This is a genomic window from Caballeronia sp. GAWG2-1, from assembly GCF_023631405.1.
Lineage (GTDB): Bacteria > Pseudomonadota > Gammaproteobacteria > Burkholderiales > Burkholderiaceae > Caballeronia.
Genome location: NZ_JALQDD010000015.1, coordinates 75,622 through 101,691, shown reverse-complemented (window position 1 = coordinate 101,691; position 26,070 = coordinate 75,622). Strand labels below are relative to the sequence as shown.

At 62.8% G+C, this 26,070-nt stretch carries 27 protein-coding genes; 11 read left to right on the top strand and 16 right to left on the bottom strand.

Translation table 11 applies throughout. The features are described from left to right. Positions 1-394 precede the first annotated feature (394 nt). The 5 genes from NCR98_RS10465 to NCR98_RS10445 all read left to right on the top strand — a co-directional run bounded on the left by NCR98_RS10465 (position 395) and on the right by NCR98_RS10445 (position 5,187). Positions 395-1,642 (top strand): oligosaccharide flippase family protein, encoded by a 1,248-nt coding sequence (locus tag NCR98_RS10465; protein WP_244826027.1) that lies wholly within the window; start codon positions 395-397, stop codon positions 1,640-1,642. Next, complete coding sequence (locus NCR98_RS10460; protein ID WP_244826025.1) at positions 1,643-2,725, top strand: glycosyltransferase family 4 protein; 1,083 nt, start codon at positions 1,643-1,645, stop codon at positions 2,723-2,725. A gap of 537 nt (positions 2,726-3,262) precedes the next feature. After that, positions 3,263-4,084 carry an alpha/beta fold hydrolase gene (locus NCR98_RS10455; protein WP_244826023.1) on the top strand — a complete coding sequence of 274 codons (822 nt, stop codon included), beginning with the start codon at positions 3,263-3,265 and terminating at the stop codon, positions 4,082-4,084. Positions 4,085-4,255: 171 nt separating this feature from the next. Beyond that, the gene (locus NCR98_RS10450) at positions 4,256-4,723 is read left to right on the top strand and encodes an ImmA/IrrE family metallo-endopeptidase (RefSeq protein ID WP_250526154.1); all 468 of its coding nucleotides are present in this window, start codon (positions 4,256-4,258) and stop codon (positions 4,721-4,723) included. Beyond that, positions 4,720-5,187: a hypothetical protein gene (locus NCR98_RS10445; RefSeq protein WP_250526153.1), complete on the top strand. Its 468-nt coding sequence runs from the start codon at positions 4,720-4,722 to the stop codon at positions 5,185-5,187. Before NCR98_RS10450 ends, NCR98_RS10445 begins: the two co-directional genes overlap by 4 nt. A gap of 43 nt (positions 5,188-5,230) precedes the next feature. On the opposite strand, the gene NCR98_RS10440 is transcribed toward NCR98_RS10445, so the two are convergent. From NCR98_RS10440 to NCR98_RS10420, 5 genes are all read right to left on the bottom strand, one after another. After that, positions 5,231-6,340 carry an MraY family glycosyltransferase gene (locus tag NCR98_RS10440; protein WP_244826018.1) on the bottom strand — a complete coding sequence of 370 codons (1,110 nt, stop codon included), beginning with the start codon at positions 6,338-6,340 and terminating at the stop codon, positions 5,231-5,233. 46 nt (positions 6,341-6,386) lie between these two features. Continuing rightward, the gene (galE, locus tag NCR98_RS10435; RefSeq protein ID WP_244826017.1) at positions 6,387-7,457 is read right to left on the bottom strand and encodes a UDP-glucose 4-epimerase GalE; all 1,071 of its coding nucleotides are present in this window, start codon (positions 7,455-7,457) and stop codon (positions 6,387-6,389) included. 24 nt (positions 7,458-7,481) lie between these two features. Next, positions 7,482-8,621 carry a glycosyltransferase family 4 protein gene (locus NCR98_RS10430; RefSeq protein ID WP_250465381.1) on the bottom strand — a complete coding sequence of 380 codons (1,140 nt, stop codon included), beginning with the start codon at positions 8,619-8,621 and terminating at the stop codon, positions 7,482-7,484. Positions 8,622-8,744: 123 nt separating this feature from the next. Continuing rightward, complete coding sequence (locus NCR98_RS10425; RefSeq protein ID WP_250509389.1) at positions 8,745-9,554, bottom strand: glycosyltransferase; 810 nt, start codon at positions 9,552-9,554, stop codon at positions 8,745-8,747. Continuing rightward, positions 9,551-10,813: an oligosaccharide flippase family protein gene (locus tag NCR98_RS10420; RefSeq protein WP_250526152.1), complete on the bottom strand. Its 1,263-nt coding sequence runs from the start codon at positions 10,811-10,813 to the stop codon at positions 9,551-9,553. The genes NCR98_RS10425 and NCR98_RS10420 overlap by 4 nt, the downstream gene beginning before the upstream one ends. Positions 10,814-11,262: 449 nt before the next feature. Here NCR98_RS10420 and NCR98_RS10415 point away from each other — a divergent pair, with 449 nt between their 5' ends. Continuing rightward, positions 11,263-12,663: a phosphomannomutase/phosphoglucomutase gene (locus NCR98_RS10415; RefSeq protein WP_244826013.1), complete on the top strand. Its 1,401-nt coding sequence runs from the start codon at positions 11,263-11,265 to the stop codon at positions 12,661-12,663. A gap of 61 nt (positions 12,664-12,724) precedes the next feature. Here the strand turns inward: NCR98_RS10415 and NCR98_RS10410 are convergent, their stop codons facing one another. Next, on the bottom strand, positions 12,725-13,156 hold the full coding sequence (locus tag NCR98_RS10410; RefSeq protein ID WP_250526151.1) for a DUF29 domain-containing protein: 432 nt from the start codon (positions 13,154-13,156) through the stop codon (positions 12,725-12,727). Between the two features lie 196 nt (positions 13,157-13,352). Here NCR98_RS10410 and waaC point away from each other — a divergent pair, with 196 nt between their 5' ends. The 3 genes from waaC (at position 13,353) to waaA (ending at position 16,668) form a co-directional block, all read left to right on the top strand. Further along, entirely contained in the window at positions 13,353-14,348 is a 996-nt protein-coding gene (waaC, locus tag NCR98_RS10405) for a lipopolysaccharide heptosyltransferase I (protein WP_250526150.1), read from the top strand. Between the two features lie 68 nt (positions 14,349-14,416). Further along, positions 14,417-15,301 carry a Kdo hydroxylase KdoO gene (kdoO, locus tag NCR98_RS10400; protein ID WP_250526149.1) on the top strand — a complete coding sequence of 295 codons (885 nt, stop codon included), beginning with the start codon at positions 14,417-14,419 and terminating at the stop codon, positions 15,299-15,301. A 44-nt stretch (positions 15,302-15,345) separates the two neighbouring features. Continuing rightward, positions 15,346-16,668, top strand: a complete 1,323-nt coding sequence (gene waaA / locus NCR98_RS10395) for a lipid IV(A) 3-deoxy-D-manno-octulosonic acid transferase (protein WP_250526196.1) — start codon at positions 15,346-15,348, stop codon at positions 16,666-16,668. Positions 16,669-16,683: 15 nt separating this feature from the next. Here waaA and NCR98_RS10390 read toward each other — a convergent pair whose 3' ends face one another. Further along, positions 16,684-17,934 (bottom strand): glycosyltransferase, encoded by a 1,251-nt coding sequence (locus NCR98_RS10390; RefSeq protein ID WP_502799738.1) that lies wholly within the window; start codon positions 17,932-17,934, stop codon positions 16,684-16,686. 160 nt (positions 17,935-18,094) lie between these two features. Between NCR98_RS10390 and NCR98_RS10385 the strand changes: the two genes are divergently transcribed. Beyond that, entirely contained in the window at positions 18,095-18,508 is a 414-nt protein-coding gene (locus tag NCR98_RS10385; RefSeq protein WP_244826006.1) for a hypothetical protein, read from the top strand. Beyond that, positions 18,505-19,566: a DMT family transporter gene (locus NCR98_RS10380; protein ID WP_250526147.1), complete on the top strand. Its 1,062-nt coding sequence runs from the start codon at positions 18,505-18,507 to the stop codon at positions 19,564-19,566. Before NCR98_RS10385 ends, NCR98_RS10380 begins: the two co-directional genes overlap by 4 nt. A 15-nt stretch (positions 19,567-19,581) precedes the next feature. On the opposite strand, the gene ureG is transcribed toward NCR98_RS10380, so the two are convergent. From ureG to NCR98_RS10335, 9 genes are all read right to left on the bottom strand, one after another. Beyond that, positions 19,582-20,229, bottom strand: a complete 648-nt coding sequence (gene ureG / locus NCR98_RS10375; RefSeq protein ID WP_244826002.1) for an urease accessory protein UreG — start codon at positions 20,227-20,229, stop codon at positions 19,582-19,584. 32 nt (positions 20,230-20,261) lie between these two features. Then, positions 20,262-20,942 (bottom strand): urease accessory protein UreF, encoded by a 681-nt coding sequence (locus NCR98_RS10370; protein WP_250465363.1) that lies wholly within the window; start codon positions 20,940-20,942, stop codon positions 20,262-20,264. Further along, entirely contained in the window at positions 20,942-21,592 is a 651-nt protein-coding gene (gene ureE / locus NCR98_RS10365; RefSeq protein ID WP_250526146.1) for an urease accessory protein UreE, read from the bottom strand. Before ureE ends, NCR98_RS10370 begins: the two co-directional genes overlap by 1 nt. Positions 21,593-21,600: 8 nt before the next feature. Beyond that, positions 21,601-23,307 (bottom strand): urease subunit alpha, encoded by a 1,707-nt coding sequence (ureC, locus tag NCR98_RS10360; protein WP_250526145.1) that lies wholly within the window; start codon positions 23,305-23,307, stop codon positions 21,601-21,603. Between the two features lie 16 nt (positions 23,308-23,323). Then, positions 23,324-23,629: an urease subunit beta gene (locus tag NCR98_RS10355; RefSeq protein ID WP_250509380.1), complete on the bottom strand. Its 306-nt coding sequence runs from the start codon at positions 23,627-23,629 to the stop codon at positions 23,324-23,326. Positions 23,630-23,633: 4 nt separating this feature from the next. Further along, a complete protein-coding gene (gene ureA / locus NCR98_RS10350) occupies positions 23,634-23,936 on the bottom strand; it encodes an urease subunit gamma (protein ID WP_244825992.1) in 303 nt (100 codons plus the stop codon). A gap of 101 nt (positions 23,937-24,037) precedes the next feature. Beyond that, positions 24,038-24,757 (bottom strand): amino acid ABC transporter ATP-binding protein, encoded by a 720-nt coding sequence (locus tag NCR98_RS10345; RefSeq protein ID WP_244825991.1) that lies wholly within the window; start codon positions 24,755-24,757, stop codon positions 24,038-24,040. Further along, positions 24,744-25,394, bottom strand: coding sequence for an amino acid ABC transporter permease (locus NCR98_RS10340; RefSeq protein WP_250526144.1), 651 nt, complete (start codon positions 25,392-25,394; stop codon positions 24,744-24,746). Before NCR98_RS10340 ends, NCR98_RS10345 begins: the two co-directional genes overlap by 14 nt. Continuing rightward, positions 25,391-26,068 (bottom strand): amino acid ABC transporter permease, encoded by a 678-nt coding sequence (locus NCR98_RS10335; protein WP_250526143.1) that lies wholly within the window; start codon positions 26,066-26,068, stop codon positions 25,391-25,393. The genes NCR98_RS10340 and NCR98_RS10335 overlap by 4 nt, the downstream gene beginning before the upstream one ends. Between the last annotated feature and the right edge of the window lie 2 nt (positions 26,069-26,070).

Genomic DNA, 26,070 nt, shown 5'->3' with positions numbered 1-26,070 from the left:
TTTCACCGTTGCATCCGGCAGATGTGAACGCACATTGAGCGCGAGATGGCTCGCGCCACGCCATAACGCCGACGAAACCGACGATAGCATCGCCACTGCGTACGCAACGGCCAAATTTCAGCGTTTTTCCGCGTACGCCCTGTGTGCGGGGACACGCTTTGAAATTCGTCAACCCGCATTGACACCCATTTCGGGCCGATTTCGACTACGCGTTGTCGTCCGCCGCAACCGCTGCCACGATACTTTTGGCACAGTCGCCTGAAGAAGAAGCGGCGTCACGCGCGCACCCGTCGTCCGGAATGGGAGCGTTGCGCGACGCGCAAGGTGGTCGAGCGCGCCAGGCCTCAAGCGCGAACGCCACGCCAACGAAATAACAGCAGCGCGGGGAATTCGAGTGAGATCTGTCCGGCTACCTTTCATACCGGCGCGCGGGCGTTTCCAGCAGGACGCCGCATTCTGGGTGCTTCTGCAGCAAGTGGTCGTGCGCGGCTTCGTCGCCGTCAAGTTTCTCGCCATCGGCCGGATTCTCGGACCCGAGGCGATCGGCGCGGTCAGCATCGCGCTGCTCGCGGTGGCTATCGCCGAATCCTTGTCCGATACCGGGCTCGCGCAAGCCGTCGTGCAAGGCCGCGATGCGCCCACGCATAACGAGCTCGGCGCGGTGTGGTCCACGCTCGCGATGCGCGGCGTGCTCATCGGTCTCTTGCTCGCGGTGCTCGCGCCGTTCATGAGCAGCCAGTTTCATATGAGCGGCTCGATCGGGCTGATCCTGCTTGCAGCCGTGTTGCCGATCGTGCGCGGCGTGGCATCGCCCGCGTATTTCATCGTGACGCGGCAGCGCGGCTTCCAGAAGCTCGCGGGCGTCGAGTGTTCCGCGAGTTTCACGGATTGCGCCGTCGGCCTCATCTGCGCGCTCTCGGGCGCGGGCGCCTACTCGGTGCTGATCGGCCTCGTCGCCGGCGAGATACTCAAGACCACGCTCACCTGGAGCAGCATGTCGCCGCGTCCGCCGCTGCGTTTCTCGGTTGCGGGCATCTCGCATTACGTGGGTTTCAGCCGCTGGATCTGGGCGGGCAGCGTGGTCAATCTGCTGCTCAATCAGTTCGACAAGGTGGTCGTCGCCAAGCTGCTCGGGCCGATGCAACTGGGCGCGTATCAAATGTCGTCGAAGCTCGCGCAGATGCTCCTCGCCGATGCCGCCATCGCCATGTCGCAGTATCTGTTTCCGACATTCTCCGAGCATCACCGGCGCGATACACAAGGCGCGCGCAAGCTCTTCACGCGTTATCTGCTGATCGCGGGCGTCGGGCTCACGGTGCTCGTGATCGTGCTGCGTCTGGCCGCCGAGCCGCTCTTCAATCTCGTGCTCGGACCGGCATGGCTTTCGGCCGTGCCGCTCTTCCGTATTTTCGTGATCAACATGGCGATCGGCGCGATCATCGCGGTGCTGGTGTCGTGGCTGCGCGCGGTCGGCATGCCGAAGGTGGCGACGCACGCGTCGATCGTGCAGGCCATCGTGCTGTGCGTGACCGTGCCCATCGCGACACATCTGTGGGGCGTGACGGGTATTGCCTGGGCCATGACGCTCGGTCTCGGCGCCGCGGCGTCATGGATGCTGTTTCGTATCGTCAGGGAGGCTTGAATGCGCATAGTTCACCTCGTACTTGCACCGCGTCTGTCCGGCGCCGAAGTGCTCGCGAAAGATCTGGCGATTCATCAGCAGAAGGGCGGCGAGTCGGTGGCGGTGGCCTCACTCGTGCCGGCGCACGACGATTTCACGGCGCTCAAGGCGGAACTCGTCGCGAATGGCGTGGAGTGTCTGTTCCCGGAGCGCATGTACGGGCGCTTCGGCAAGCTGTGGAATCTGTATCGCACGATCAAGGACGCGCGCGCCGACGTGCTCTTCGCGCACGCGACCATTCCCGCGTTCTACGCGCGCATGCTGCCGCTCAACGTGCCGATCGTCTATGTGATGCACTCGGCCACCAACGACTTCGAGAGCGAAGCCTTCAGGCGCGTCGAGCGTTTGTTGTCGCGGCGGGCGCGCGCGGTGATCGCGGTGTCGCCGACCAATATCGACGATTATGTGGACGCGGTGGGCCGTCATCCTTCGATGACGCTGATTCCGAATGGCGTCGACATGGCGCGCTTCGGCAAGCGCCCGGCCGGCAGCGTGACGAAGGAAGCGCAGATCGTGCAGATCGGCCGCTATACGTCGGTGAAGAACCAGCTTTCCACGGTGCATGCGTTTCAGCGCGTCGTCGAGAAAGTGCCGTCCGCGCGGCTCTTGTTGTGCGGCGTGATCGAAGATCCGGCGTATCACGCGGCGGTCGGCGATCTCATCGCCAAGCTCGGATTGTCGGATCGCGTGAGTCTGCAAGGTCCGCGTTCGGATGTCGCGGAACTGCTGTTCTCGTCGAACGTGTTCGCCATGCCGTCGCGTTCGGAAGGGCATAGCATCGCGTTTCTGGAGGCGCTCGCGTCCGGCGTGCCGGTGGTGGCGAGCACCATTCGGCCGTTCAGCTTCGCGGCGGATTTTCCGGGCGTGCATCTCTGCGATCCCGACGATATCGACGCTTATGCGGACGCGCTCGTGCGTGCGCTGACCGAGCCTCGCTCGCATCGTCCGCTTGGTGGGCTCACGCTCGCCGATACCGCCGCGCGATATCTCGCGGTGGCGCGTCAGGTCACGCAGGCGCTGCCGCGTGGCGCCGCGCCGGCTTGAGGTTTCATCGTTGATGGCTTGACGCGGCGGGCGTTCGTCGAGCATTGCGCCGGCGTGAAGTTCGACCTGGCGCCGCGCCGAGGTTTTTTCACATCTGCTGCGTGCAAGCGGCCATTGCGCCGCTGTCCTTCCCTCCCGAATCCGGAAGACGCGACCGCTTGCCGTTTCAGCTCGAACCGAACGCCTGCGCCGCGTCTTCGATCACGCGCGGCTTGTGGGCGGCGCGATGGCGTAAAGCCGGTCCATATCCTCCCGTCGATTCAACACTGGCGCACTCATAATTTTTCGCGTATCAATTGAGGGCTTGCGCCACGGTCGCTGTCCGGACCGCCATTGCCTCGATCCCTTCCAGGCTTCGGCAAGCACGCGCTTCGGATGCGGCGCTTTGCCGTTCGCATCACGTCCGCCGGTCACACAATCGCTTCACACTTCACTGCAGAAATCGCGCGCGTGCGTGATAGGCATCGCCATTGGCGCAGGCTGCAGCGCGGAAACCGCGCTTCTCCCAATTGTTGGATTTTCGAGGAGTTCCACACGATGAGCACGATCAAGACGAAAGACGGCACCTCCATCTATTACAAGGACTGGGGCAGCGGCAAGCCGGTGGTGTTCTCGCACGGCTGGCCGCTCGACGCCGATGCCTGGGACGCTCAAATGCTTTTCCTCGCGGGCAAGGGATACCGCGTGATCGCGCACGACCGTCGTGGACACGGTCGTTCGGATCAACCGTCGGAAGGCAACGACATGGACACCTATGCCGACGATCTCGCCGCGCTGCTCGACACGCTCGATATCACGGGCGCCACGCTCGTTGGCCACTCGACGGGCGGCGGCGAGGTCGCGCATTACATCGGCCGGCATGGCACGAAGCGCGTGGCCAAGGCCGTGCTGATCGGCGCGGTGCCGCCGCTCATGCTCAAGACCGAGGCAAATCCGGACGGCCTGCCGATCGACGTTTTCGACGGCATACGCCAGGGTGTGGCGGCGGATCGCTCGCAGTTCTATCAGGATCTGACGATGCCGTTCTACGGCTACAACCGCGAAGGCGCGAAGATTTCGCAGGGCGTGCGCGACCTCTTCTGGCTGCAGGGCATGCGCGGCGGCATCAAGGGGCATTACGAGTGCATCAAGCAGTTCTCGGAAGTGGACTACACGGCCGACCTCGAAAAGTTCGACGTGCCCACGCTCTTTCTGCATGGCGACGACGACCAGATCGTGCCCATCGGCGCGGCGGCGGAGAAGGCGTCGAAGATCGTGAAGAATGCGACGTTGAAGGTGTATCCGGGCGGCGCGCACGGCATGTGCACGGTCGAGGCGGATAAGGTGAATGCGGACTTGCTGGCTTTCATCGAGAGTTAAACAGGCTTTGCGTGACTCGTTCTTGCGGGCGAGTCACGCGTTACGCGTTGGCCATTCGGATGAGGTGCGCAGGATAGATGTATCGTGGATGATAGACTCCAGACGACAGGATCGCGAAGGATGACGAAGTAATTGACGCGAGGGTTATTTTGTTGATGGAGGGCAGGAATTATGCCGATAAGAACGGCGGAGTATCTATATTCGAAGTACTGGGATGGTCGGTTGCCGGTCGATCCGGAGGCCATCGCGCGGGCGGCAGGCGTAACGGTCAACTTCGATCCTGATATGGGCGAGGTTTTCGGGCGCTTCGAGAGAGTGGACGGCAAACCGCATATCTACATCAATTCGCGCGAGGGGAAACGGCGGCAGCGATTTTCAATTGCGCATGAACTTGGGCACTTCGCTCTCAGACATGGCAATTCCTTCGTCGATACGGCGAAGCAATTTGTGGAAGTGCCGCGAAGATTGGTCGAGTTACAAGCCAATACTTTCGCGCTGGAGCTGCTCATCCCGGGTTTTGCGGTCGACATTCTTATCGACAAAAGGAATATCACGAGCATCAAAAGATTGAGCGAACAGTTTCATGTCGGCCAAGGCGCAATGACGATCAAGTTGGGGCAAATGGGATGGGTTTCATGAACGCAGAAGCTGGGTCGGCGAAAGTGCGAGACGAACGGGTCTATCTGGATACCGACGCTGAGGAGCTATCAGTGACAACGATAGTGCATCCGTATTTACTGAGAGAGCAGGTTGCCGACCGACGGCAATATCGAAGGTTCAGGCATTACACATTCATCGGTATGGCCGGATTGATCGCAGTTCTTCTCGTCATGCTAGCCGCGTGGATTATCACGTTCGGCTGGCGCATTTTCGGTTCTTCAGCCCGAAACTATTCATCGCATGTCGAGTTGTTGCTGGCGCCGCTTGTGGTGCTGGCTTCACTGGTCGCCGTGTCCATGCTGCCCATCGTCCGCCTGGTATTCCGGCAACTCGGAGACAAAGACGACAACAAGAACAGCGTCACCATCTGGCAAACGGTCATCAGCGAAATCGGCGATGCTCTAAAGGAGTATCTGGGTCGCAGCCCCAAATCCCCCGCCTGAAACCAAACCGCCCGTGCAAGACGGGCGGTTTAGAAAACATGATTCACTTGCGCACCACGTGCGGCCGTCGAAACACCATCCATCGCGGAACCTTGAATCGCACGATGCTGATGTACAGCCACACGTAAGTCGCCGCAAACACCATCACGAAACAGAACAAATGCAGCGTGTGCCGCCAGAACAACGTCGCGGGAATCACCGCAATCAGGCATAGCAGCCAGAGATAGGGCGAAGTCAGCGAATTGCGCCGCGTGAGTTCACGCGCATTCTGCACGCCGACCGCCCAGCGCATCAGCCGCTTGTAGACCAGCATATGCAGATGCACGCCATCCGGAATGCCCGGCGACATGCCGCGAATGAACTTCTTGCGGTAGATCGAGAAACACGTCTCGAAGATCGGGTACATGAAAAGCAGCACGGGATACCATGCGGAGACATCGCGGTTGCGCATCACGAGCAGGATTGACAGTTCGCCGAGCATGAAACCGACGAAGTACGCGCCGCCATCGCCGAGAAAGATCAGTCCCGCCGGAAAATTCCAGATGAAGAAGCCCATCACCGCGCCCATCATGATGAGCGAGCCCGACAGCACGACCGGATCGTGCACCTGAAACGCCACGTAGGCGAGCGAGGCGAACATCATGAACGTGACCATCGAAGCGAGGCCGTTGAAGCCGTCGATGATATTCACCGCGTTGGCGAGCGCCGCCACCGCGATCACCGTGACCGCGCAGGAAATGACCGCGTAGGAAAGCAGAAAGTCGAGCGGCGGCACGCTGATGCGCGTCACCGCGATATTCAGAACTGCATACGCGAGCCCGGCCGCCGCCATGGTGCAGACAAGCCGGATGAGCGGCGTCACGCGCTTGGTCATGTCTTCGATCAGGCCGGAGAGAAACGCCGGCATGCCGCACGCGATGATGCCGAGTATCCCGCCCGAAACGAGCGGGTAACTCCATCGCAATTGCACGGCCGATACCGTCAGTCCGCACAAAATGCCGACGCCGCCGATGCGTGGCACCGGTCGCGCATGAAACTTCTGCACGCCGGCAAGATCGGTGTCGCCCAGCACGCCTTCATGCAGGTGCGCGAACCGCACGATCAACAACGTCACCAGCAGCGACACCAGAAAAGCAAGCGCGAAACTAAGCATGAAATAGGACCAGTTGATACGAGTGAAGCAAAGGCGCCGCGACGCCTCAGGCAAAGCCTCGCGGATTTTGCGACTGCCAGCGCCAGTGATCCGCGCACATGCGCTCGATGCCATGTTCCGCGCGCCAGCCGATCAGCGCGAGCGCCGCGGCCGGGTCGGCGTAGCAAGCGGCGACATCGCCCGGACGGCGCGGCACGAGTTCGTAAGGCACGGGCTTGCCCGACGCCGTTTCGAATGCCTTGACCACATCCAGCACGCTATAGCCTTGTCCCGTGCCGAGATTGACGACGAAACTTCGGTCGAGCGACTTCAGCGCATCGATTGCGGCAATATGCCCGCGCGCCAGATCGACGACGTGAATGTAATCGCGCACGCCGGTGCCGTCGGGCGTCTCGTAGTCGCTGCCGAACACGCGCAGGCGTTCCAGCTTGCCGACCGCCACTTGCGCCACGTAAGGCATCAGATTGTTCGGCACGCCCGCCGGATCTTCGCCGATGAGCCCGCTTTCATGCGCGCCGACCGGGTTGAAATAGCGCAGCGTCGCGATACGCCATGAAGGATCGGACACTTCGAGATCGCGCAAAATTTGCTCGGCGATGAGCTTCGATTGCCCGTACGGATTGGTCGCGGAGAGCGGAAAACTCTCGTCGATCGGCACGCTCTGCGGCACGCCGTACACCGTTGCCGACGAACTGAACACGAAGTTGCGCACGTTGCGCTCGCGCATCACGTTGAGCACGGCAAGCAGGCTGCCGATGTTGTTGCTGTAGTACTCGATCGGCTTCGCGACCGATTCGCCCACCGCCTTCAACGCGGCGAAGTGGATCGCGCCGGTGATCTCGTGCGCATCGAAAATTCGACGAAGCGCGGCTTCGTCGCGCGCGTCTTCCTGATAAAACGCCACCGGCTTGCCCGCAATGCGCTCCACGCGCTTGAGCGACTCCGCGCGGCTGTTGACGAGATTGTCGATGACCACCACGCCGTAGCCCGCGCCGAGCAGTTCGACGCAGGTATGCGAGCCGATGAAGCCCGCGCCGCCTGTCACCAGAATCGTGCCTCGCGAGGTGGTTTGTGCCGTGTCCTGCGCCGCGTTCTCATGCGCCCCGTTGCCATTCATCGTGTGCTCCCCAGAAATCGAAATTCAGAGTGAAATGCCGGTTATGGCGTGTATTGTGCCCTTGTATCGTTCGACGACATTTTTTTCGTCGAATTCGCGGGTGACTTTCTCGCGGCCGCGTTGCGCCATTGCTTCGCGCGCGCTACGTGGCAGCGTCAGCATGCTTTCGAGTTGCGCGGTGAGGCTGTCCGCGCTCTTGACTTCGCAAAGCAGGCCGTTTTCGCCGTGCGCGACCACTTCGCGGCAGCCGGGCACGTCGGTCGCGACGATCGGACGGCCCATCGCGGAGGCTTCCATCAAGGTGCGCGGCACGCCTTCGCGATACGAAGGCAGCACGACGCAATCCGCCGCCGCGACGAGCGGCCGAACGTCGTTCGCTTCGCCCAGATATTCGACGATATTCTCACGCTCCCACGCTTCTACGTCCGTGCGGCCGATCGCGCTGGGATTATCGACGCCAACGGGCCCCAGCAACTGGAAACGCGCATGCGGATAGCGGCGCTTGAGCCGTCGCGCCGCTTCCACGTATTCGGCCACGCCCTTGTCCCACAAGAGCCGCCCGATCAGGATGAACACGAAGTCTTCGCGTTCGGGCAACGGCTCGAAGGCGAACTCGTCGAGATCGACGCCTTCGCCATGCAGACGGCGCGCGCGATCCGGGTGCACAAGCAGTTTTTCATCGTTGAAGGCGGCGAGATCGTCCTGATTCAGAAACCAGATCTCGCGCGGAAAACGGAACGCAAAGCGATAAAGCCGCTTGGCGATCTGCGCCGTGCGGCTTTTCTGGATGAACACGTAGCCGAGTCCCGTCGTCACCGCAATCGACGGCACGCGCGCCAGCATGGCCGCAAGCGAGCCGTAGATATTCGGCTTGATCGTGTAGTGGAAAACGAGATGCGGACGCGTCGCGCGATATTCGCGATACAGCGCGACGAGCGTCTTCAGGTCCTGACGCGGGTCCGTGCCTTTGGACGCCACCGGCAATTCGACGCAGCGGCAGCCCATTGCCTCCAGCGGCTCGAACGTGCGGTCGCGCGGCGCGATGATCGTCACTTCGGCTCCGTTGTCCGTCAGCATGCGCAGCACGCCGCGCCGGTAGGTATAAATGGCCCATGCCGTGTTGCACACGAGGGCGATGCGAAGGCGCTGCGGTGGTTTCGTCATCCGGGAGTCGTTTTTTTACGGTTCGCCGTGCAAGGCGGAACACGCCGCGCGCTTGCGCTTGTGCACGGCCAACCGTAGCGAAAAATCAATCGAAAGCAATTCGACAATAAGTTCAGGGTGCAACTATTTCGTGGGCGTGGAAGGCCGCAGCAGTTTCGCCTTCAACGCCTTGAGCGCGCGATACGGCAGCAGCAGATGCGCAATGCTCTTGCCGATGCCCGCCCAGTCGAACACGTTGCCCGCCCGCAAGTAACGCCATTGCAGGCGCAGCGTTGACAACGTCTGCGTGCGGCGTTTCGTGGCGCTGATGCCGTTCTCGTTCAACTCGTAGTAAAGACCGAACGCCGGCAGATTCGCGCCGTCGTAGCGTGCAAGCAGACGCAGCAGCAGATCCAGGTCTTCCGCCGCGCGATAGTCCGCGCGATAGTTGCCGACCTCGCGCACCGCCTCGACACGCAGCATCAGCGAGGGATGCGCGAAGCACGAGCGCGCGAGCATCATGCGGCGGATCGTGTCCGGTTCGGTCGGCGGCGTGAGATCGAAGAGCGGCGCGCCGCCGGTGGCTACCACGTGCGTCCACATGCCGAGCGCGGCTACACGCGGATGCGCCTCGAGATACGCACGCTGCATCGCGAGCCGCCCGGGCGTCGCGAGATCGCCGCTGTCGATACGCGCCGCGTAGCGCAAACCGCGCGCGGCAAGCGCTTCGATGCCGGCCTGCAACGCGCGCTCGATCCCGCCGTTTTCCGGCAGTCGCAGAATCGCGATCCGCATGCCGTCGATGATCGGCGCGACGATGGGTGGCGTGCTGCCGTCATCGACGATCAGCACTTGCACGGGCGACGTTTCATCGAACGAGGCGAGCGTGCGTTCCAGGTCGGCCTGACCGTTGTACGCGGGAATGAGGACGGCGACATCGGAGAGAGCGTTCATGCTGACAGGCGCAAGCGTATGTAATAGAAATTTACCGACGCCGCCGCCAGATAACCCGCAGCCAGTCCGATCAACGCGCCGTAGCCTTCGAAGCGCGGAATGGCGAACGCATTCACCGCGAACGCGACGCCGAGCGCGAGCAGCCATTTCGCGAGCAGCACGTACTTCGCCTGAAATTTCAGGACCACGAGATTGCCGATTGCCTCGATGCCCGCCGGCACCGAAAGCCACACCGCCCAGCGGAAAATTTCCGTGGCGCCCGCATAGTTCGGCCCGAAGACTCGCGTGATGATGAAGCCCGCAAGGGCGTCGAGCACGGCGGCGCCGGCGACCATCAAAACGGCGGTCAGCGCGAAGAGGCGCAACAGATTGCGCTTCAGTTGCGCGGTGTCCGTCACGCGATAAACGAACGCCGGCGCGATGGTCTGCGCCAGCATCAGCGCAAGCGCGATCCAGTTTTCGTTCAATTGCTGCGCGGCGGAATAAAGCCCGAGTTCCGCGAACGATACGCGATGCGCGAGCATCAGCCGGTCGAGTTTAAGGAACAGATACATGCAGATGAGGCCGATCCAGAACACCGTACCCGCGCTCGCGAAGTGCCTGAAAAGTGCGCGGTCGAAGTGCCAGCCGAGCCTGCCGCCGTGCCGCCGCATGTAATACACGAGAAGCACGCCGCCTATTGCCGCCGCTTCCAGCGCCCACAGCCAGCCGAAACTCGCCGCGCTCATCGCCATGCGCACGAAGGCATAGACGAGCGCCGCCTTGACGATGGCCGTGAACATGCTCGCGATCAATTGCGGCTTGCTGTAGGTCATGCTCTGCAGCCACGCGTTGATCACGCCGATGAACGGCTCGCGAAACAACATGGTGAGCGCAAGACCGGCGAGCATGGCGCCGACGAGCGGGTCGGTGAAGCCCGCCGCGATCCATGTCCAGGTCATGACGAGCGCAATCGCCGAGACCGCGATGCGCAGCACGAAGGCGCTGCCGAGCACGACGCCCGTGCGCGCGGGCGGTTCCTTCACGATGGTCGGCACCAGGATTTCCGCGCCGCAGACCCACGTGATCGGCGCGATAACGAGCAAGAGCGTATTCGCGTACTGCCATTTGCCGAACGCGTCCGGGCCGAGATAGCGCGCGAGCAGCCCCGAAATGACGATGGCGACCGCAATCTGCGTCAGCCTTTCGAGCCCGAGCCAGACGATGTTGGCGAGCGCCCGCGCGACGTCCGGATTGCCCGAGCGCGTCAACGCCTTCATGCCGCGCATACCGAGGTGTGGTCGGGCATGCCGTGTGCTAGCAAAACCTGACGGTCCGACGCTTTCGCGATTTTCGCCAGCTTCGTGACAAACGTTCGCCGCAACGGAAAATAGTTTTGTGTGGTGGCGCGCGAAGGCGCCTCATTCCCGGGCATCGAGGCGAAAGAGCGATTAGGCATTGGATTAGAATGAGCGCGCGAGGCTTTACCGCGACGCGCAGCATGAAAACGTGGAAAGCGCTGAAAGACAGCGATTATAAGTGCGAACCGAAGCTCGATCCTCGAAGCCGCGGTCGCGATGCGCAAGCACACTTGCAGGCAGAATTCGAACCGTCATCTGGCATGCGCTTGCATGCCGGCGCGTTTTACATCGATCACGTTTCGACCTGCACGCCCTCATGGCTGCATCGCCGAGAATCCATCAATCAAACGAGAAGAGGTAGCCATCTTATGACCCAGGTATCCCAATCCATTTTCAAGGCCTACGACATCCGCGGCATCGTCGGCAAGACGGTCGACAAGGACGTCGCGAAGAATATCGGCCAAGCGTTCGGCAGCGAGATCCGCAAGCAGGGCGGCGATTCCGTCGTCGTTGCGCGCGATGGCCGTCTGTCCGGCCCGGAACTCGTCGGCGCGCTCGCGGACGGCCTGCGCGCGGCGGGCGTCGATGTCATCGATATCGGCATGGTGCCGACGCCCGTCGGCTACTTCGCCGCGAGCGTGCCGCTGCCCTTGCCCGAGGGCGAGCGGCGCGTGGATTCGTGCATCGTCGTGACGGGCAGCCACAATCCGCCCGACTACAACGGCTTCAAGATGGTGCTGCGCGGCGCGGCCATCTACGGCGAGCAGATTCAGAGCCTGTATCAGCGGATCGTCAACGACGACTTCGAAACGGGCGAAGGCAGCTACACCGAGTTCGACGTCCAGCAGATCTACCTCGACCGAATCCTGTCCGATGTGAAGCCGGTGCGCGGCATGAAGATCGTCATCGATGCAGGCAACGGCGTCGCGGGCGGTCTCGCGCCGCGTCTGTTCAAGGCGCTCGGTTGCGAGCTGGTCGAACTCTTTACGGACATCGACGGCAACTTCCCGAACCATCACCCGGACCCGGCGCATGCCGAGAATCTGCAGGACGTCATGAAGGCGCTAAAGGAAACGGATGCCGAGATCGGCTTCGCATTCGATGGCGACGGCGACCGTCTCGGCGTGGTGACGAAGGACGGCCAGATGATCTATCCGGATCGCCAGCTGATGTTGTTTGCGCAGGAAGTGCTGTCGCGCAACAAGGGCGGCCAGATCATTTATGACGTGAAGTGCACGCGCAATCTCGCAAAATGGGTGCGCGAGCAGGGCGGCGAGCCGGTCATGTGGAAGACGGGCCACTCGCTCGTGAAGGCGAAGCTGCGCGAAACCGGCGCGCCGCTCGCGGGCGAAATGAGCGGTCACGTGTTCTTCAAGGACCGCTGGTACGGCTTCGACGACGGCCTTTACACGGGCGCGCGACTCCTCGAAATCCTTTCGCGCGTGGACGACCCGAGCAAGCTGCTGAACGACCTGCCGAACTCGCTGTCGACGCCTGAATTGCAGATCAAGCTGGAAGAAGGCGAAAACTTCGAACTGATCGGACGCTTGCAGAAGTCGGCGAAGTTCGAAGGCGCGGACGATGTGCTGACCATCGACGGATTGCGTGTCGAATATCCGGATGGTTTCGGTCTCGCGCGTTCGTCGAACACGACGCCGGTCGTGGTGATGCGTTTCGAGGCGGACACCGAAGAGGCGTTGAAGCGCATTCAGGAAGATTTCCGCCGCGTGATTCTGGCGGAGAAGCCGGACGCGAAGCTGCCGTTCTGATTTGGACGGAGTGGGTCTAGATGGTTGGGAAGCGGCGCGGTTGGGCAAACCGCGCCGTTTTTCATTGGGGATAAAACTCTGCCGAAATAATTTGCTCGGTCGACCAGGGCAGTTCTTCCGGGAACGCATCTAGTCCTTGTTCTTCGGCGGCTTTCGAAGCGGCATCGGCCCACGTTCCGGTGAGCCAGCCCGAGTCGCGCAACGAAGTGTTCAGACTCGGCGTCTTTTGCAGCGCGACGCCGACGGCGCGGCGCTGTTCCTTGATCGTACGCTGCCAACTCGAGCCACGACGTCCCGGTTGGTATTGCCACTTGAGAAGATGCGCAAGCAGCACGGCCATACGGCTGGAAAGCTCGCGTTGTTCGCTCTTGCCGACGTCCTCGATTTCCTCTGCGATAGGTTCCACATCGATGGCCGAGAACTTACCGGCCCGCAGCAACTCGGCTTGTTCCCGCGCCCACGCCACCACGTCCTGTTCGTAACGCGTTCCCATCGCAACTCCCTTTGTGATCGGATATCCGGTACAGCTTGCCCGGTGATCGTCAAGTTACCGGCTTTTTGGCGCCCTTAAATCGCTTCAGGAGACAGCGAGCGCCGCCGCGCGCACAACCCGCGCTAAAATCCCGTTTCCCCATCTCCATTCACCGCGAGAATCGCCCGAACGCGAATCCGCGCCTGTCCCAATCAGCGTGCAAAAGATCCTGATCGTTCGCGTGTCGTCGCTTGGCGACGTCGTTCACAACATGCCGGTCATCGCCGACATTCGCCGCCGTTATCCCGATGCGCGGATCGACTGGCTCGTCGAGGAAAGTTTCGCGAGTCTCGTCGAACTCGTCGATGGCGTGCATCGCGCGATCCCGTTTTCGCTGCGGCGCTGGCGCAAGAGTTTCGCGTCGCCCGCGAACTGGCGCGAGATCGGCAAGTTCAAGCGCCAGCTCGCCGCCGAGAAATACGATCTCGTGATCGACTGTCAAGGGCTCATCAAGACCGCGTGGGTCGCGAGCTGGGCGCGCGGGCCGCTCGTCGGCCTGGCGAATCGCACGGAAGGCGCGGGCTTTGAATGGCCCGTGCGCTTTTTCTACGACCGCCGCGTGCCGATCGAGCCGCGCACGCATGTGGTCGAACGCACGCGCCAGCTCGTGGCCGCCGCGCTCGATCTGCCGCGCCCGCAGCCCACCGACGATATCGACTTCGGCATCGATACGCGCCGTGCAACGCTCGCCATTTCAGAGCTCGGGCTGAATCTGCCGGTGCCTTATGTCGTGTTCGTGCACGCGACCTCCCGCGCCGACAAACAATGGCCCGAAGCCGCGTGGATCGAGCTCGGACAGGCGCTCGTCACGCGCGGTGCATCGATCGTGCTGCCGTGGGGCAACGAAGCCGAACGCGCGACGAGCGAGAAACTCGCGAAGGAATTCGGCGCGGCTGCCATCGTGCCGCCGAAACTCTCGCTGCCCGCGGTCGTCGGGCTGATCGATGGCGCGGCCGCGACCGTTGGCGTCGATACCGGACTGGTTCATATCGCGGCGGCGCTGAAGCGTCCGACCGTCGAGTTGTACAATTTCTCGACCGCCTGGCGCACCGGCGGCTACTGGTCGCCGAAGGTCGTCAATCTTGGCGACGCGAGCCGGCATCCCACGTTGTCCGAAGTCAAGGCAGCGCTCGCGGGCTTCGGTCTCTTGTAGCGTGCCGTGATAGCGTGCCCGTCGCGCATTACGTTTTCAGGCGCCAAGCAACTCAAGGTCGAAGGCACATGACGGAATCTCAAATCATCGAAGTCGCTTCGTGCGATTGGCACGGCAAAAATCTTTCCGTACCGCGCGAAACGCTGCTCGCCAGCGTCGAAAACGGCAAAGTCCTCTATTTTCCTAATCTGCGGTTCGAGATTGCGGGCGGCGAACAGGCGCTGCTCGACCCGCGCATAGCAGACCCGAAGCGCAAGAACATCAGCCTCGCGCCCAACGGCGGCGCGCTTGCTGGCGTGCTCGGCGACAACGTGATGCAGTCGGCGGTGCGCTCGCTCATCGCGCGCTATCAGACGAACGCGCGCTCCCTGGTGGATGGCCTCTTCCCCGAATACGACGGCAAGTTGCGCGTCGCGCCAACCAGCTTGCGGCTGCATCAGGTGGAAACGCGCGAGACATCCTGGCGCAAGGACGACAGCCGTCTTCACGTCGATGCCTTTCCGTCGCGGCCGAATTACGGCGAACGCATTCTGCGCGTCTTCACCAACGTGAACCCGCAAGGCGCGCCGCGCGTGTGGCGCGTGGGCGAGCCGTTCGAGGACATGGCGAAGCGCTTCCTGCCGAACATCAAGGCGCAGACGCCGGGCGCGGCGTGGCTCATGAATTTGCTGCACATCACGAAGTCGAAGCGCAGCGAATACGATCACCTGATGCTGCATCTGCACGACGCGATGAAAGCCGATCTCGATTATCAAAAGGTTTCGCCGCAAGTGACGATGCCGTTTCCGCCCGGCTCCGTATGGGTCTGTTTCTCCGACCAGACGTCGCACGCGGTGATGTCCGGCCAGTTCATGATGGAGCAGACGTTCTTTCTGCCCGTCAAGTCGATGGCGCGGCCTGAGCGCGCGCCGCTCGGCATTCTCGAACGTCTCAAGGGCAGGGCGCTCGTTTGAACGGCGCAGCTATCGGAGCCGGCGCGCCGCCTGCCTCGGCGGTGCTGATGAGGCTCGTGTATCGCGCGGCGTGGTGGCTCGTCGCGCCGCTTGCCGTGCTGCGCCTGTTGATTCGTTCGCGCAAGGAGCGCGGTTATCGCGAGCATATTGCCGAGCGCTTCGGTCGCGGTCCCGCGCGCCGCGCCGACGATCTCGCGCCGCTCGTCTGGGTGCATGCGGTGTCCGTGGGCGAGACGCGCGCGGCGCAACCGCTCATCGAAGCGTTGCTCAAGACGCATCCCGAAGCGCGGCTGCTCATTACGCACATGACGCCGAGCGGCCGCGCGACCGGCGAGCAGCTTTATGGCGATCGCGTCATGCGCGCTTATCTTCCCTACGACTCGCCGCGTTTCGTGCGGCGTTTTCTGCGTGCTTGGCGGCCGTCGCTCGGCATCGTGATGGAGACGGAAGTGTGGCCGACGCTCATCGACGAATGCAAGCACGCGGACGTGCCGCTCGTGCTGACGAACGCGCGCATGTCGGAGCGTTCGTTCAAGCGCGCGGCGCGTTTCGGCCGCGCGGTGCGCGAAGTGTTCGGCGGCTTTTCTCGCGTGCTGGCGCAGACGCCTTCGGATGCCGAGCGGCTCATCGCGCTTGGCGCGCGCAATGTCGCGGTGCTCGGCAACCTGAAGTTCGACATGAGCGCGCCGCCTGAACTCGTCGCACGCGGACAGGCTTGGCGCGCGGCCATCGGCAATCGGCCGGTGTGGGTGGCGGCAAGCACGCGCGAAGGCGAGGAAACTTTGGTGCTGCGCGCGTTCGCCGCGCTGAACGTGCACGATGCGTTGCTGATTCTCGTGCCGCGCCATCCGCAACGGTTCGACGAAGTATCGGCGATGATCGCGGCCGCCGGCATGAAGAGCGCGCGCCGTTCAGTGTGGGCGCCAAAGGCCGTGGCGGCGGGATCGGGCGCGGACGTGCCGGAGCCGTTGCCATCGAATGTGCAGGTTCTGCTCGGCGATTCCATGGGCGAACTCGGCGCGTACTACGCGGCGTCGGATCTGGCGTTTATCGGTGGGAGTTTGTTGCCGCTTGGCGGGCAGAATCTGATCGAGGCGTGCGCGGCGGGCGTGCCGGTGCTGATCGGACCGCATACCTTCAACTTCACGCAGGCGACCAACGATGCCATCGCGGCGGGCGCGGCGTTGCGCGTGCAAGACCCGCAGGAACTCGCGCGCGGCCTGCGCGAGTTGTTCACCGACAAGCCGCAGCGTCTCGCAATGAGCGCGGCGGCTGCGGCGTTCGCGGCGCGGCATCGCGGGGCGACGGAGCGCACGGTGTCTATTCTGGGTGCGTTGCTGGACGAGGAGAGCGACGCGGAGCGTTGAGCCAACGGCGATGACTCAGCGTGCCAGCAAGGCCGCAACGCATCGCGCGAAGCGTTCGTTACTCGCCGCGATGCCGTATTCCTCCGCGCGTTCCAGCGCGCGCGCCTGCATGTCGGCGCATAACGTGTCGTCGGTCAAGACGCGGCGCAGCGCATTGGCCATTTCATCCACGGATTCCACCGGAACCAGCAGACCGAAGCGCCCATCGCCGAGAATCTCGCGCGGGCCGGTCGGGCAATCGCTCGCGACCACCGGTTTGCCGAGCGCGAGCGCTTCGAGCAGCACCATCGGCATGCCTTCGTAGCGCGAACTCAGCACCTGCAGGCGCGCGCGGGCGACGAGCGCATGCGGATTGTTTCGATACCCCATGAAATGCACGCGCGCCGCGATCCCCAGTTCGTTGGCGAGACCTTCGAGTTCGCGGCGAAACGCGCCGTCGCCGACGATCACGAGATGTTCGACGATCTGCCCGTCGCGCACGAGTTCGGCATAAGCGCGCAACAGCGTGCGATGGTCCTTTTGAATTTCGTCGAGCCGCGCGACGGAGACGATATACGGCGCGTCGCACGGCGCTGCTTCGCTGATCTGTCCGTTCTGCCGGATGCGCTCGATATCGATGGCGTTCGGCAAAACGAAGATCCGCTTCAGCCCGCTGCCGAACATGGCGCGCGCTTCCGCCGCCATGTGATCGTTGAGCGCCGCGACGCCGTCGTAGCGCGCGAACTGCTCGGCAAGCCGGCGTTGTCGGCGCGGACGGCTGGCAAGCCTCGCGTCGAAGCTGAAATGATTCACGCCGAGCCACGCTATGTCGAACTGACCCGCAAGCCGGCGCAGCGACATGTCGTAATCGACGATCAGCGCATGCTGGCGCGCGAGCGTTTCTACACGACGCTTCACATAGGGCCGCACGACGAGCGTATTGAAGACATCGCGGCCGATGCGCCCGAGCTTGCCCAGGCGCTTCGCGTAGCGCCGCGCCTGAAAGGTGTTGAGCCACGGCTTTTCCGCGAGGATTTCGATCTTCACGTCCGGCGGCACCAGCGCGCGAAAGCGGTTTTCGAACGCGGGCGACGGGTGCATGACGGACAACGTGACGGCGAAGCGCGTGCGGTCGAAGACGCGCAGCCATTGAATCAGCGAGGACTCGATACCGCCATCGCCGAAGTCCACGATGTGGAAGAGGACGGGGACGGGCGTGGAATCGATTCCGGTTTGGCCTGGAAAAGGGTTCGTGGACGGTTGTTCGGACAAAGCAGCAGTGGGCATCATGTATCACGCTCGCAATTTCGGCGCAGGCGAACGTGAGGATCGAGGAAGCCGGTATGCTACCGCACGGGGTGTGGCGATGCAGAAAGCCGCCGGAAAATGCGGCGGAGTTACTGGCCGCGCGTCGTTGAAGATCATCATCGGACGAAGAAGGCACGTCATGGCGAGCGAATGGAAGCGGCGCATCATCGTGTTCGTGAAACGCTTCTGGCAACCGACGAGCGCGTGCATGACCTGCATGCCGGGAAGCTGGATGAACGTCATGAGCCTCGCGCACTGGACGCTGGCTTTCAAGACAGGGCTCGCCACGGGCATTCTCGCTGTGCTGATCACGTTCACGCCGGCGCGCAGGCTGTTTTTGAATCGATATGGCAATGCGCTCGTCGTCGGTGTTCTCACCATGATCGGCGACGCTTATTCGCATGCGAATCACTACGGTGTTCCGTTTCTCGAACCTTTGATGACGGGGCTGACTTCCGGTGTGCTGGCGCTCGTCGGGTGGTATTTGTTCGAGGATCGCGGGCGGCGGATACGGGCGGTTTGGAAACATGTAGCCGGACCAAGAAATCGATGACCACTCGCCCGAACGCCGCCTTCACCGCCTTGCTCGCCGCCGCGTTATTCGGCGCGACCACACCCATAGCCAAGGCGCTCCTGGGCACGCTTGCACCCTTCATGGTTGCCGGATTGTTCTATCTCGGCAGCGGCATCGGGCTTGCCATCGTGTTGGTCGTGCGGCAGACGCTTTCCGCCACACGCGTCGAGCGTGGCGACATCCGCATCCCGCGAAAAGAAACGCCGTGGCTCGTCGGCGCCATCGCGGCCGGCGGCGTCGCGGGCCCGGCGCTGCTCATGCTGGGACTCGCCGCCACGCCTGCCGCGACCAGTTCGCTGCTGTTGAATCTCGAAGGCGTGTTCACCGCCGTCATCGCGTGGGTCGTCTTTCGGGAAAACGTCGATCTTCAGGTGTTCCTCGGCATGGTCGCGATCGTCGCCGGAGGCGCGGTGCTTTCGTGGCAGCCGGGCGCGGGTGGCATGACGTCCGGTGCGCTGTTGGTCGCGGGCGCGTGCTTTTGCTGGGCCATCGACAACAATCTGACGCGCAAGGTATCGACGAACGATGCCTTCGTCATCGCGTGCGTGAAAGGGCTCGTCGCGGGGACGGTCAATCTCGGCATCGCCTGCATGCTCGGCGCGCGGCTTCCCGATGCGTCGCATACGCTCATGGCCATGCTTACGGGATTTGCCGGATATGGTGTGAGCCTCGTTCTCTTCGTGGTCGCGCTGCGCAATCTGGGCACGGCGCGCACCGGCGCGTATTTTTCGGTTGCGCCGGTTTTCGGCGTCGCGCTCTCGCTGCTTCTATGGCCGGAATCGCCCTCGATGCTCTTCTGGTGCGCCGCCGCGCTAATGACGCTCGGCGTATGGCTGCATCTGCGGGAACGTCACGAACATGCCCACACGCACGAGCCGCTCGCGCATACGCACCGGCATCGACATGACGAGCATCATCGGCATGAACACGATTTCGAATGGGATGGCGTCGAGCCGCATGTGCATCAGCATCGGCATCTGCCGATCACGCACACGCATGCACATTTTCCGGATATTCATCATCGGCACCGTCATTGACGGCGCTCGAAGCGCTTAAACCAGCAAGCCTTTCTTTTCGATGAAGCCGATTACCGTATCCACGCCATCGAGCGCCTTGAGGTTGCACATCACGAACGGACGTTCACCGCGCATCTTCTTTGCGTCGCTTGCCATCACGTCGAGATTCGCGCCGACATAAGGCGCGAGATCCGTTTTATTGATGACGAGCAGATCCGACTTCGTGATGCCCGGTCCGCCTTTACGCGGGATCTTCTCGCCGCCCGCGACATCGATCACATAGATGGTCAGGTCCGACAGCTCGGGGCTGAAGGTCGCCGCGAGATTGTCGCCGCCCGATTCGATGAAGACGATGTCCGCATCCGGAAAGCGCGACACCATGCGATCGACGGCTTCGAGGTTGATCGACGCATCCTCGCGAATGGCCGTGTGCGGGCAACCGCCCGTCTCCACGCCCATGATGCGCTCGGCGGGCAGCGCGCCCGCAACGGTCAGGAGGCGCTGATCTTCCTTCGTGTAGATGTCATTGGTGATGGCGACGAGATCGTATTTCTCGCGCATCGCCTTGCAGAGCATTTCGAGCAGCGTGGTCTTGCCGGAGCCGACCGGCCCGCCCACGCCGACGCGCAACGGCGGCAGCTTCTTGGTTCGACGGGCGGCGGAAGAATAAGCAGGGGCGTTCATGGGCGTTGTTTGAAGTGCTTTGGTTTCTGCGATCAGGAGCGGAAAAGCCGCGAATATTGCGACTCGTGCCGCGCCGACAAAATGCCGAGTTGCGGCGCGAAAGTATTGACCTGGTTCGGCGATGTCGCCAGCGCGCGGCGCACGGCGTCGTCTATCGGCGCGCGTAACGCCACGATGATGCGCTGCCCCGCAAGTTGCCCGAGCGGCACGGCCTTGAGCGCCGCGGCCGCCTGATTCTCGACCCAACTGAACGCGTAGGCGGCGAGCATCGCGTCGGGCGCGGCATCGTGCGCGAAGGCGGCAAAGGCAAACGCCGTCGGTTGCGCAATCGGCTTGATCGCGGCAAGCGTGGCGCGGCGCGCGGCATCGCCCCATTCGAGCGACGCGCACAACTGCGCAAGCGACCAGCCCATTTGCTCGGTCTCGCGGCGCAACTCCGACGACTCGCGGCTCGCGATGTATTCGTCGTTCGCCGCGGTCAAGGCGGCTTCGTCGTGCGCGTGCCAGCGTTGCAGCTGATGCGCGAGAAACGGCAGTTCGCCGCGTGCGAGCACGTTGACGAGCCCGCTTGCAATCCAGTCGCGGGCACTGTCGGCATCGTGGATGAAACCGTGTTCGATGGCCGCTTCGAGTCCTTGCGAATAGCTGAACGCGCCGATAGGCAGCGCAGGCGACGCCAGATGCAGCAGCGCGGTGAGCTCAGCGGTTTGCATCAGTGATCGTGCTTGTGCTTGTGCTTGTGGTCGTGGCCATGATCATGCGAGTGATCGTGGCCGCATTGGGAGTGATCGTGATTATGGGCATCGTGAGCGTGCTTGTGCTCGTGTTCGTGGTCATGGTCGTGCGAATGCCCGTGATGCTCGCTATAAACCTTCTGCGCGAGCGCATAGTCCTCGCCGAAGGTTTCATCGTGGCCGTGCTTGTGCCCGCCGCCATAAGCGCCGGTCTCAGGCTGAAACGGCTGCGACTCATGCCCGACGATACAACCGAGACGCCTGAGCATGTCTTCGAGCACCGGATCGGCTTCGAGCTTCAAATACTCCGCGCCGACTTCGACCGGCGTATGCCGGTTGCCAAGGTGATAAGCCGCGCGTGTCAAGAGACGCACGCTCGGCGCCCGCACGATCAGCACGTCCTCCGGCGCGGCCACCACGCGCACGAAACCGCCATCGTCCGCGACGAGCATGTCGCCGTCCGCGAGCACCGTGCCGCGCGGCATCACGAGCGCGACTTCCTCGCCGTGGTCCAGCGTGGCGGCAAGGCGGCTCTTGCAGCGCGCATCGAAGGCGAGCGTGAGCGTGGGCGCGCGTTTGACGAGTACAGGTGCGAGCTTGGCGGTAAGACGTTTATCGATAGTGCGCATGGCGTGCGTCAGAATAGGAAGTAGCGTTGCGCCATCGGCAGAACGGTGGCGGGGTCGCAAGCGAGCAGTTGTCCGTCGGCGATCACCTGATAGGTCTGCGGATCGACGCTGATGGACGGTTGCCATGCATTGTGAATCATGTCGGCCTTCGTCACATTGCGGCAGTTTTTCACGGCGACGACCTGCTTCTTCAAACCGTAGCGATCCGCAATGCGCGCTTCCGCCGCCATCTGCGAGACGAACGTCAGCGACGTCTTGCCGAGCGCGCCGCCGCGCGTGGCGAACATCTCGCGATAATGCACCGGCTGCGGCGTAGGAATCGATGCGTTCGGATCGCCCATCTGCGCCACCGCGATCATCCCGCCCTTGACGATCATCGCGGGCTTCACGCCGAAGAACGCCGGTTCCCAGAAGACGAGGTCGGCCCACTTGCCCGGCTCGATGGAGCCCACTTCATGCGCGATGCCATGCGTGATCGCCGGGTTGATCGTGTACTTCGCGACATAACGCTTCGCGCGGAAGTTGTCGTTGCGTCCGGTGTCCTCGGGCAGCGCGCCGCGTTGCACCTTCATCTTGTGCGCCGTCTGCCAGGTGCGAATGATCACTTCGCCGACACGGCCCATCGCTTGTGAATCCGACGAAAGCATGGAAAGCGCGCCCAGATCGTGGAGGATATCCTCGGCGGCAATGGTCTCGCGGCGAATGCGCGATTCGGCGAATGCAATGTCTTCCGCAATCGACGGGTCGAGGTGATGGCACACCATCAGCATGTCGAGATGCTCGTCGAGCGTGTTGATGGTGTAAGGGCGCGTGGGATTGGTGGAAGAGGGCAGCACGTTGGACTCGCCGCACACCTTGATGATGTCGGGTGCGTGACCGCCGCCCGCGCCTTCGGTGTGATACGTATGAATCGTGCGGCCCTTGAACGCGGCGACGGTGGTTTCGACGAAGCCGGCTTCGTTCAGCGTATCCGTGTGGATGGCGACTTGCGTGTCGGTGTCGTCGGCGACGGAAAGGCAGTTGTCGATAGCCGCGGGCGTCGTGCCCCAGTCTTCGTGCAGCTTGAGGCCGATCGCGCCCGCCTTGATCTGTTCGACGAGCGGTTCCGCCAAGCTCGTGTTGCCCTTGCCGAGAAAGCCCAGGTTGACCGGCCAGCCATCGGCGGCTTGCAGCATGCGTTCGAGATGCCACGGGCCGGGCGTGCAGGTCGTGGCGTTGGTGCCGGTCGCGGGACCGGTGCCGCCGCCGAGCATGGTGGTCACGCCGCTTGCGAGCGCTTCGTCGATCTGCTGCGGGCTGATGAAGTGGATATGCGAGTCGATGCCGCCCGCGGTCACGATCATGCCTTCGCCCGCAATGACTTCGGTGGCCGCGCCGATCGCGATGTTCACGTTCGGCTGAATGTCGGGATTGCCCGCCTTGCCGATAGCGAAGACGCGTCCGCCCTTGATGCCGATGTCGGCTTTCACGATGCCCCAGTGATCGAGGATCAGCGCGTTGGTGACGACGGTATCGACCACTTCGGCGGATGGGCGCTGCGACTGGCCCATGCCGTCGCGAATGACCTTGCCGCCGCCGAACTTCACTTCCTCGCCGTACGTGGTGAAGTCGCGTTCGACTTCGATGATGAGGTCGGTGTCGGCGAGGCGCACACGGTCGCCGGTGGTCGGGCCGAACATTTCCGCGTAGGCGCGGCGGCCGATGCGTAACGTCATATCGTAGGTATCCTGGTCAGAGAGGGCCCATCACGAGGCCATTGAAGCCATAGACATGGCGATCGCCCGCGAGCGCGACGAGTTCGACGGTGCGCTCCTGTCCCGGTTCGAAGCGCACGGCGGTGCCGGCCGCGATGTTGAGACGAAAGCCGCGCGCCTTCTCCCGTTCGAACTTGAGTGCCGTGTTGACTTCGTAGAAGTGATAGTGCGAGCCGACCTGCACGGGGCGGTCGCCGTGATTCGCGACGGTGACCGTAACGGTTTCGCGGCCCACGTTGAGTTCGTGCTCGCCGTCGTCGATAAAGTATTCGCCGGGAATCATGTGCTTAGGGGATCGGATGGTGGACCGTGACCAGCTTCGTGCCATCGGGGAAGGTGGCTTCGATCTGGATGTCGGGGATCATTTCGGGCACGCCTTCCATGACGTCGTCACGGCTTAGCAGCGTAGTGCCGTAATGCATGACCTCGGCGACGGTCTGACCGTCGCGCGCCGCTTCCATGAGCGCCGCCGAAATGAAGGCGATGGCTTCCGGATAGTTCAGCTTGAGGCCGCGAGCGCGGCGGCGTTCGGCTAAGAGCGCCGCGGTGAAAATCAGCAGTTTGTCTTTTTCGCGAGGGGTGAGTTTCATCGGTCAGGGACGTTGACTTCGCTTGGGGGCGGGTGATCTATGCTAGCACTGGTTCAAGGGTGGAATGGGGAATCGAGCCCATGCATCGCGGCAAACGAGCCTCACTGAATGAACCTTTGCAGCTCCACCGTCGAAGGCCGCTCGAAAATCTCTTCGGGCGCGCCCGATTCCCAGACTCGCCCCTGGTGCATGAAGACGACCTTGTCGGAAACCTTGCGCGCGAAGCGCATCTCATGCGTGACCATGATGAGCGTCATCCCGTCGCGAGCCAGGCTTTCGACGACCGCCAGCACTTCGCCGACGAGTTCGGGGTCGAGCGCCGAGGTGATTTCGTCGCACAGCAGCACGGTCGGCTTCATGGCAAGCGCGCGTGCAATGGCCACGCGCTGCTGCTGTCCTCCGGATAGCTGCTCGGGATAGGCGTCGAACTTGTCGCCGAGTCCCACGCGTTCGAGCACGCTATGGGCCGTGGCGCGCGCCTTCGCCTTGTGGATCTTTTTGACGACCGTCTGCGCGAGCATCACGTTTTGTCCCGCCGTCAGATGCGGAAAGAGGTTGTACTGCTGAAACACCATGCCGACTTTCAGACGCAACGCGCGGAGGTCGGCGCGGCGCGCATCGATATGTTCGCCATCGATCTCGATCGAACCTTCGTCGATACTTTCCAGTCCGTTCAAGGTCCGCAAGAGCGTGCTCTTGCCCGAGCCGCTTCGCCCGATGATGGCCACCACTTGCCCTTGCTCGACCGAAAAGTCGATGCCCTTCAGAACCTGATTCGAGCCGAACTGTTTTTGCAGATTGCGGGTTTCAACGAGCGGCATTCCATTTCCTTTCGAGCGTCCGTGCATAGCGCGTGAGCGGATAGCAAAGCACGAAGTAGATGATCGCAACGAGGCCGTACACGAGGAACGGCCGGAACGTCGCGTTCGAGATCATCGTGCCGGCTTTCGTGAGTTCGGTGAAGCCGATGATAGAAACGAGCGCCGTATCCTTCACCGCCTGCACCGCGAAGCCGACCGTCGGGCCAATGGCGATACGCAGCGCCTGCGGCAGGATCACATGACGCAATTGCTCGAAGTAGTTCATCGCCAGGCTGGACGACGCTTCCCACTGACCTTTCGGCACGGCTTCCACCGCGCCGCGCCAGATCTCCGCGAGATAGGCGCTCGTGAAGAACGTGAGACCCACGGTCGCCGCGAGCCACGGCGAGACTTCCACACCAATCAGCGGCAAGCCGAAGAACACGAGAAAAAGCTGCATCAGCAAGGGAGTGCCTTGAAAAATCTGGATGTAGCCCTTCACGACGGTGCGCAAAAACTCCGACTTCGACACGCGCATCACGAGCAGCGCGAAGCCGACGACACCGCCGAGCACGAACGAGACGATCGACAGCACGATAGTCCAGCGCGCGGCCAGCAACAGGTTCTCGACGATCTGAGCGAAAGTGAATTCGATCATCGCGCGGGACTCCGGCTGTTGACGAAAAAGCGCTTGCCTGCCGCGTTCAACGCCGCGCGCAGTATCAGCGCGAGCGCGAGATAAGCCGCCGTGATCAGGAAGCACGTCTCGAACGCGCGGAAGTTGCGCGACTGGATATAGCTCGCCGCGTAGGTCAAATCCGGCACGGAGATTTGCGACACCACCGCCGAGCCGAGCATGGTGATGACGATCTGACTCGTGAGCGCCGGGAACACCTTGGCGATCGCTTGCGGCAGCACGACGTGACGAAAGATCTCGCCGCGCGACATGGCAAGCGAAGCGGCCGCTTCGTGATGACCCTTCGGCACGGCGGCAATCCCCGACCGAATGATCTCGATGCTGTACGCGCCGAGATTGAGGGTCATCGCGAGAATCGCGGCGACGTATTCGCTCAAGTGGATGCCGAGCGCCGGCAAGCCGAAGAACACGAAGAACAGTTGCACGATGAACGGCGTGTTGCGGATGGCTTCGACATAGCCGCCGACGGATGCGCGCAAGCACGCCCGCGTGCTGTTGCGACCGGCCGCGCCGAGCACGCCGACGGTTACGCCGAGCACCGTCGAGACGGCCGTGAGCGCAAGCGTCGTCGCCGCGCCGCTCGCGAACATGCCCGCATAGTTCGTGAGATCGCCGAATTGGAGTTCATAGGCCATCG

Coding starts and splice junctions, on each gene's coding strand:
- kdoO (WP_250526149.1), top strand. CDS start 14,417: ATGACGGAATCTCAAATCATCGAAGTCGCTTCGTGCGATTGGCACGGC.
- NCR98_RS10430 (WP_250465381.1), bottom strand. CDS start 8,621: ATGACGAAACCACCGCAGCGCCTTCGCATCGCCCTCGTGTGCAACACG.
- NCR98_RS10460 (WP_244826025.1), top strand. CDS start 1,643: ATGCGCATAGTTCACCTCGTACTTGCACCGCGTCTGTCCGGCGCCGAA.
- NCR98_RS10440 (WP_244826018.1), bottom strand. CDS start 6,340: ATGCTTAGTTTCGCGCTTGCTTTTCTGGTGTCGCTGCTGGTGACGTTG.
- ureC (WP_250526145.1), bottom strand. CDS start 23,307: ATGACGTTACGCATCGGCCGCCGCGCCTACGCGGAAATGTTCGGCCCG.
- NCR98_RS10370 (WP_250465363.1), bottom strand. CDS start 20,942: ATGCAAACCGCTGAGCTCACCGCGCTGCTGCATCTGGCGTCGCCTGCG.
- NCR98_RS10345 (WP_244825991.1), bottom strand. CDS start 24,757: ATGCCGCTCGTTGAAACCCGCAATCTGCAAAAACAGTTCGGCTCGAAT.
- NCR98_RS10410 (WP_250526151.1), bottom strand. CDS start 13,156: ATGGGAACGCGTTACGAACAGGACGTGGTGGCGTGGGCGCGGGAACAA.
- NCR98_RS10355 (WP_250509380.1), bottom strand. CDS start 23,629: ATGATTCCCGGCGAATACTTTATCGACGACGGCGAGCACGAACTCAAC.
- NCR98_RS10335 (WP_250526143.1), bottom strand. CDS start 26,068: ATGGCCTATGAACTCCAATTCGGCGATCTCACGAACTATGCGGGCATG.
- NCR98_RS10415 (WP_244826013.1), top strand. CDS start 11,263: ATGACCCAGGTATCCCAATCCATTTTCAAGGCCTACGACATCCGCGGC.
- ureE (WP_250526146.1), bottom strand. CDS start 21,592: ATGCGCACTATCGATAAACGTCTTACCGCCAAGCTCGCACCTGTACTC.
- NCR98_RS10340 (WP_250526144.1), bottom strand. CDS start 25,394: ATGATCGAATTCACTTTCGCTCAGATCGTCGAGAACCTGTTGCTGGCC.
- NCR98_RS10455 (WP_244826023.1), top strand. CDS start 3,263: ATGAGCACGATCAAGACGAAAGACGGCACCTCCATCTATTACAAGGAC.
- NCR98_RS10420 (WP_250526152.1), bottom strand. CDS start 10,813: ATGAAGGCGTTGACGCGCTCGGGCAATCCGGACGTCGCGCGGGCGCTC.
- ureG (WP_244826002.1), bottom strand. CDS start 20,229: ATGAACGCCCCTGCTTATTCTTCCGCCGCCCGTCGAACCAAGAAGCTG.
- NCR98_RS10390 (WP_502799738.1), bottom strand. CDS start 17,934: ATGCCCACTGCTGCTTTGTCCGAACAACCGTCCACGAACCCTTTTCCA.
- ureA (WP_244825992.1), bottom strand. CDS start 23,936: ATGAAACTCACCCCTCGCGAAAAAGACAAACTGCTGATTTTCACCGCG.
- NCR98_RS10385 (WP_244826006.1), top strand. CDS start 18,095: ATGGCGAGCGAATGGAAGCGGCGCATCATCGTGTTCGTGAAACGCTTC.
- NCR98_RS10450 (WP_250526154.1), top strand. CDS start 4,256: ATGCCGATAAGAACGGCGGAGTATCTATATTCGAAGTACTGGGATGGT.
- NCR98_RS10380 (WP_250526147.1), top strand. CDS start 18,505: ATGACCACTCGCCCGAACGCCGCCTTCACCGCCTTGCTCGCCGCCGCG.
- NCR98_RS10445 (WP_250526153.1), top strand. CDS start 4,720: ATGAACGCAGAAGCTGGGTCGGCGAAAGTGCGAGACGAACGGGTCTAT.
- NCR98_RS10425 (WP_250509389.1), bottom strand. CDS start 9,554: ATGAACGCTCTCTCCGATGTCGCCGTCCTCATTCCCGCGTACAACGGT.
- galE (WP_244826017.1), bottom strand. CDS start 7,457: ATGAATGGCAACGGGGCGCATGAGAACGCGGCGCAGGACACGGCACAA.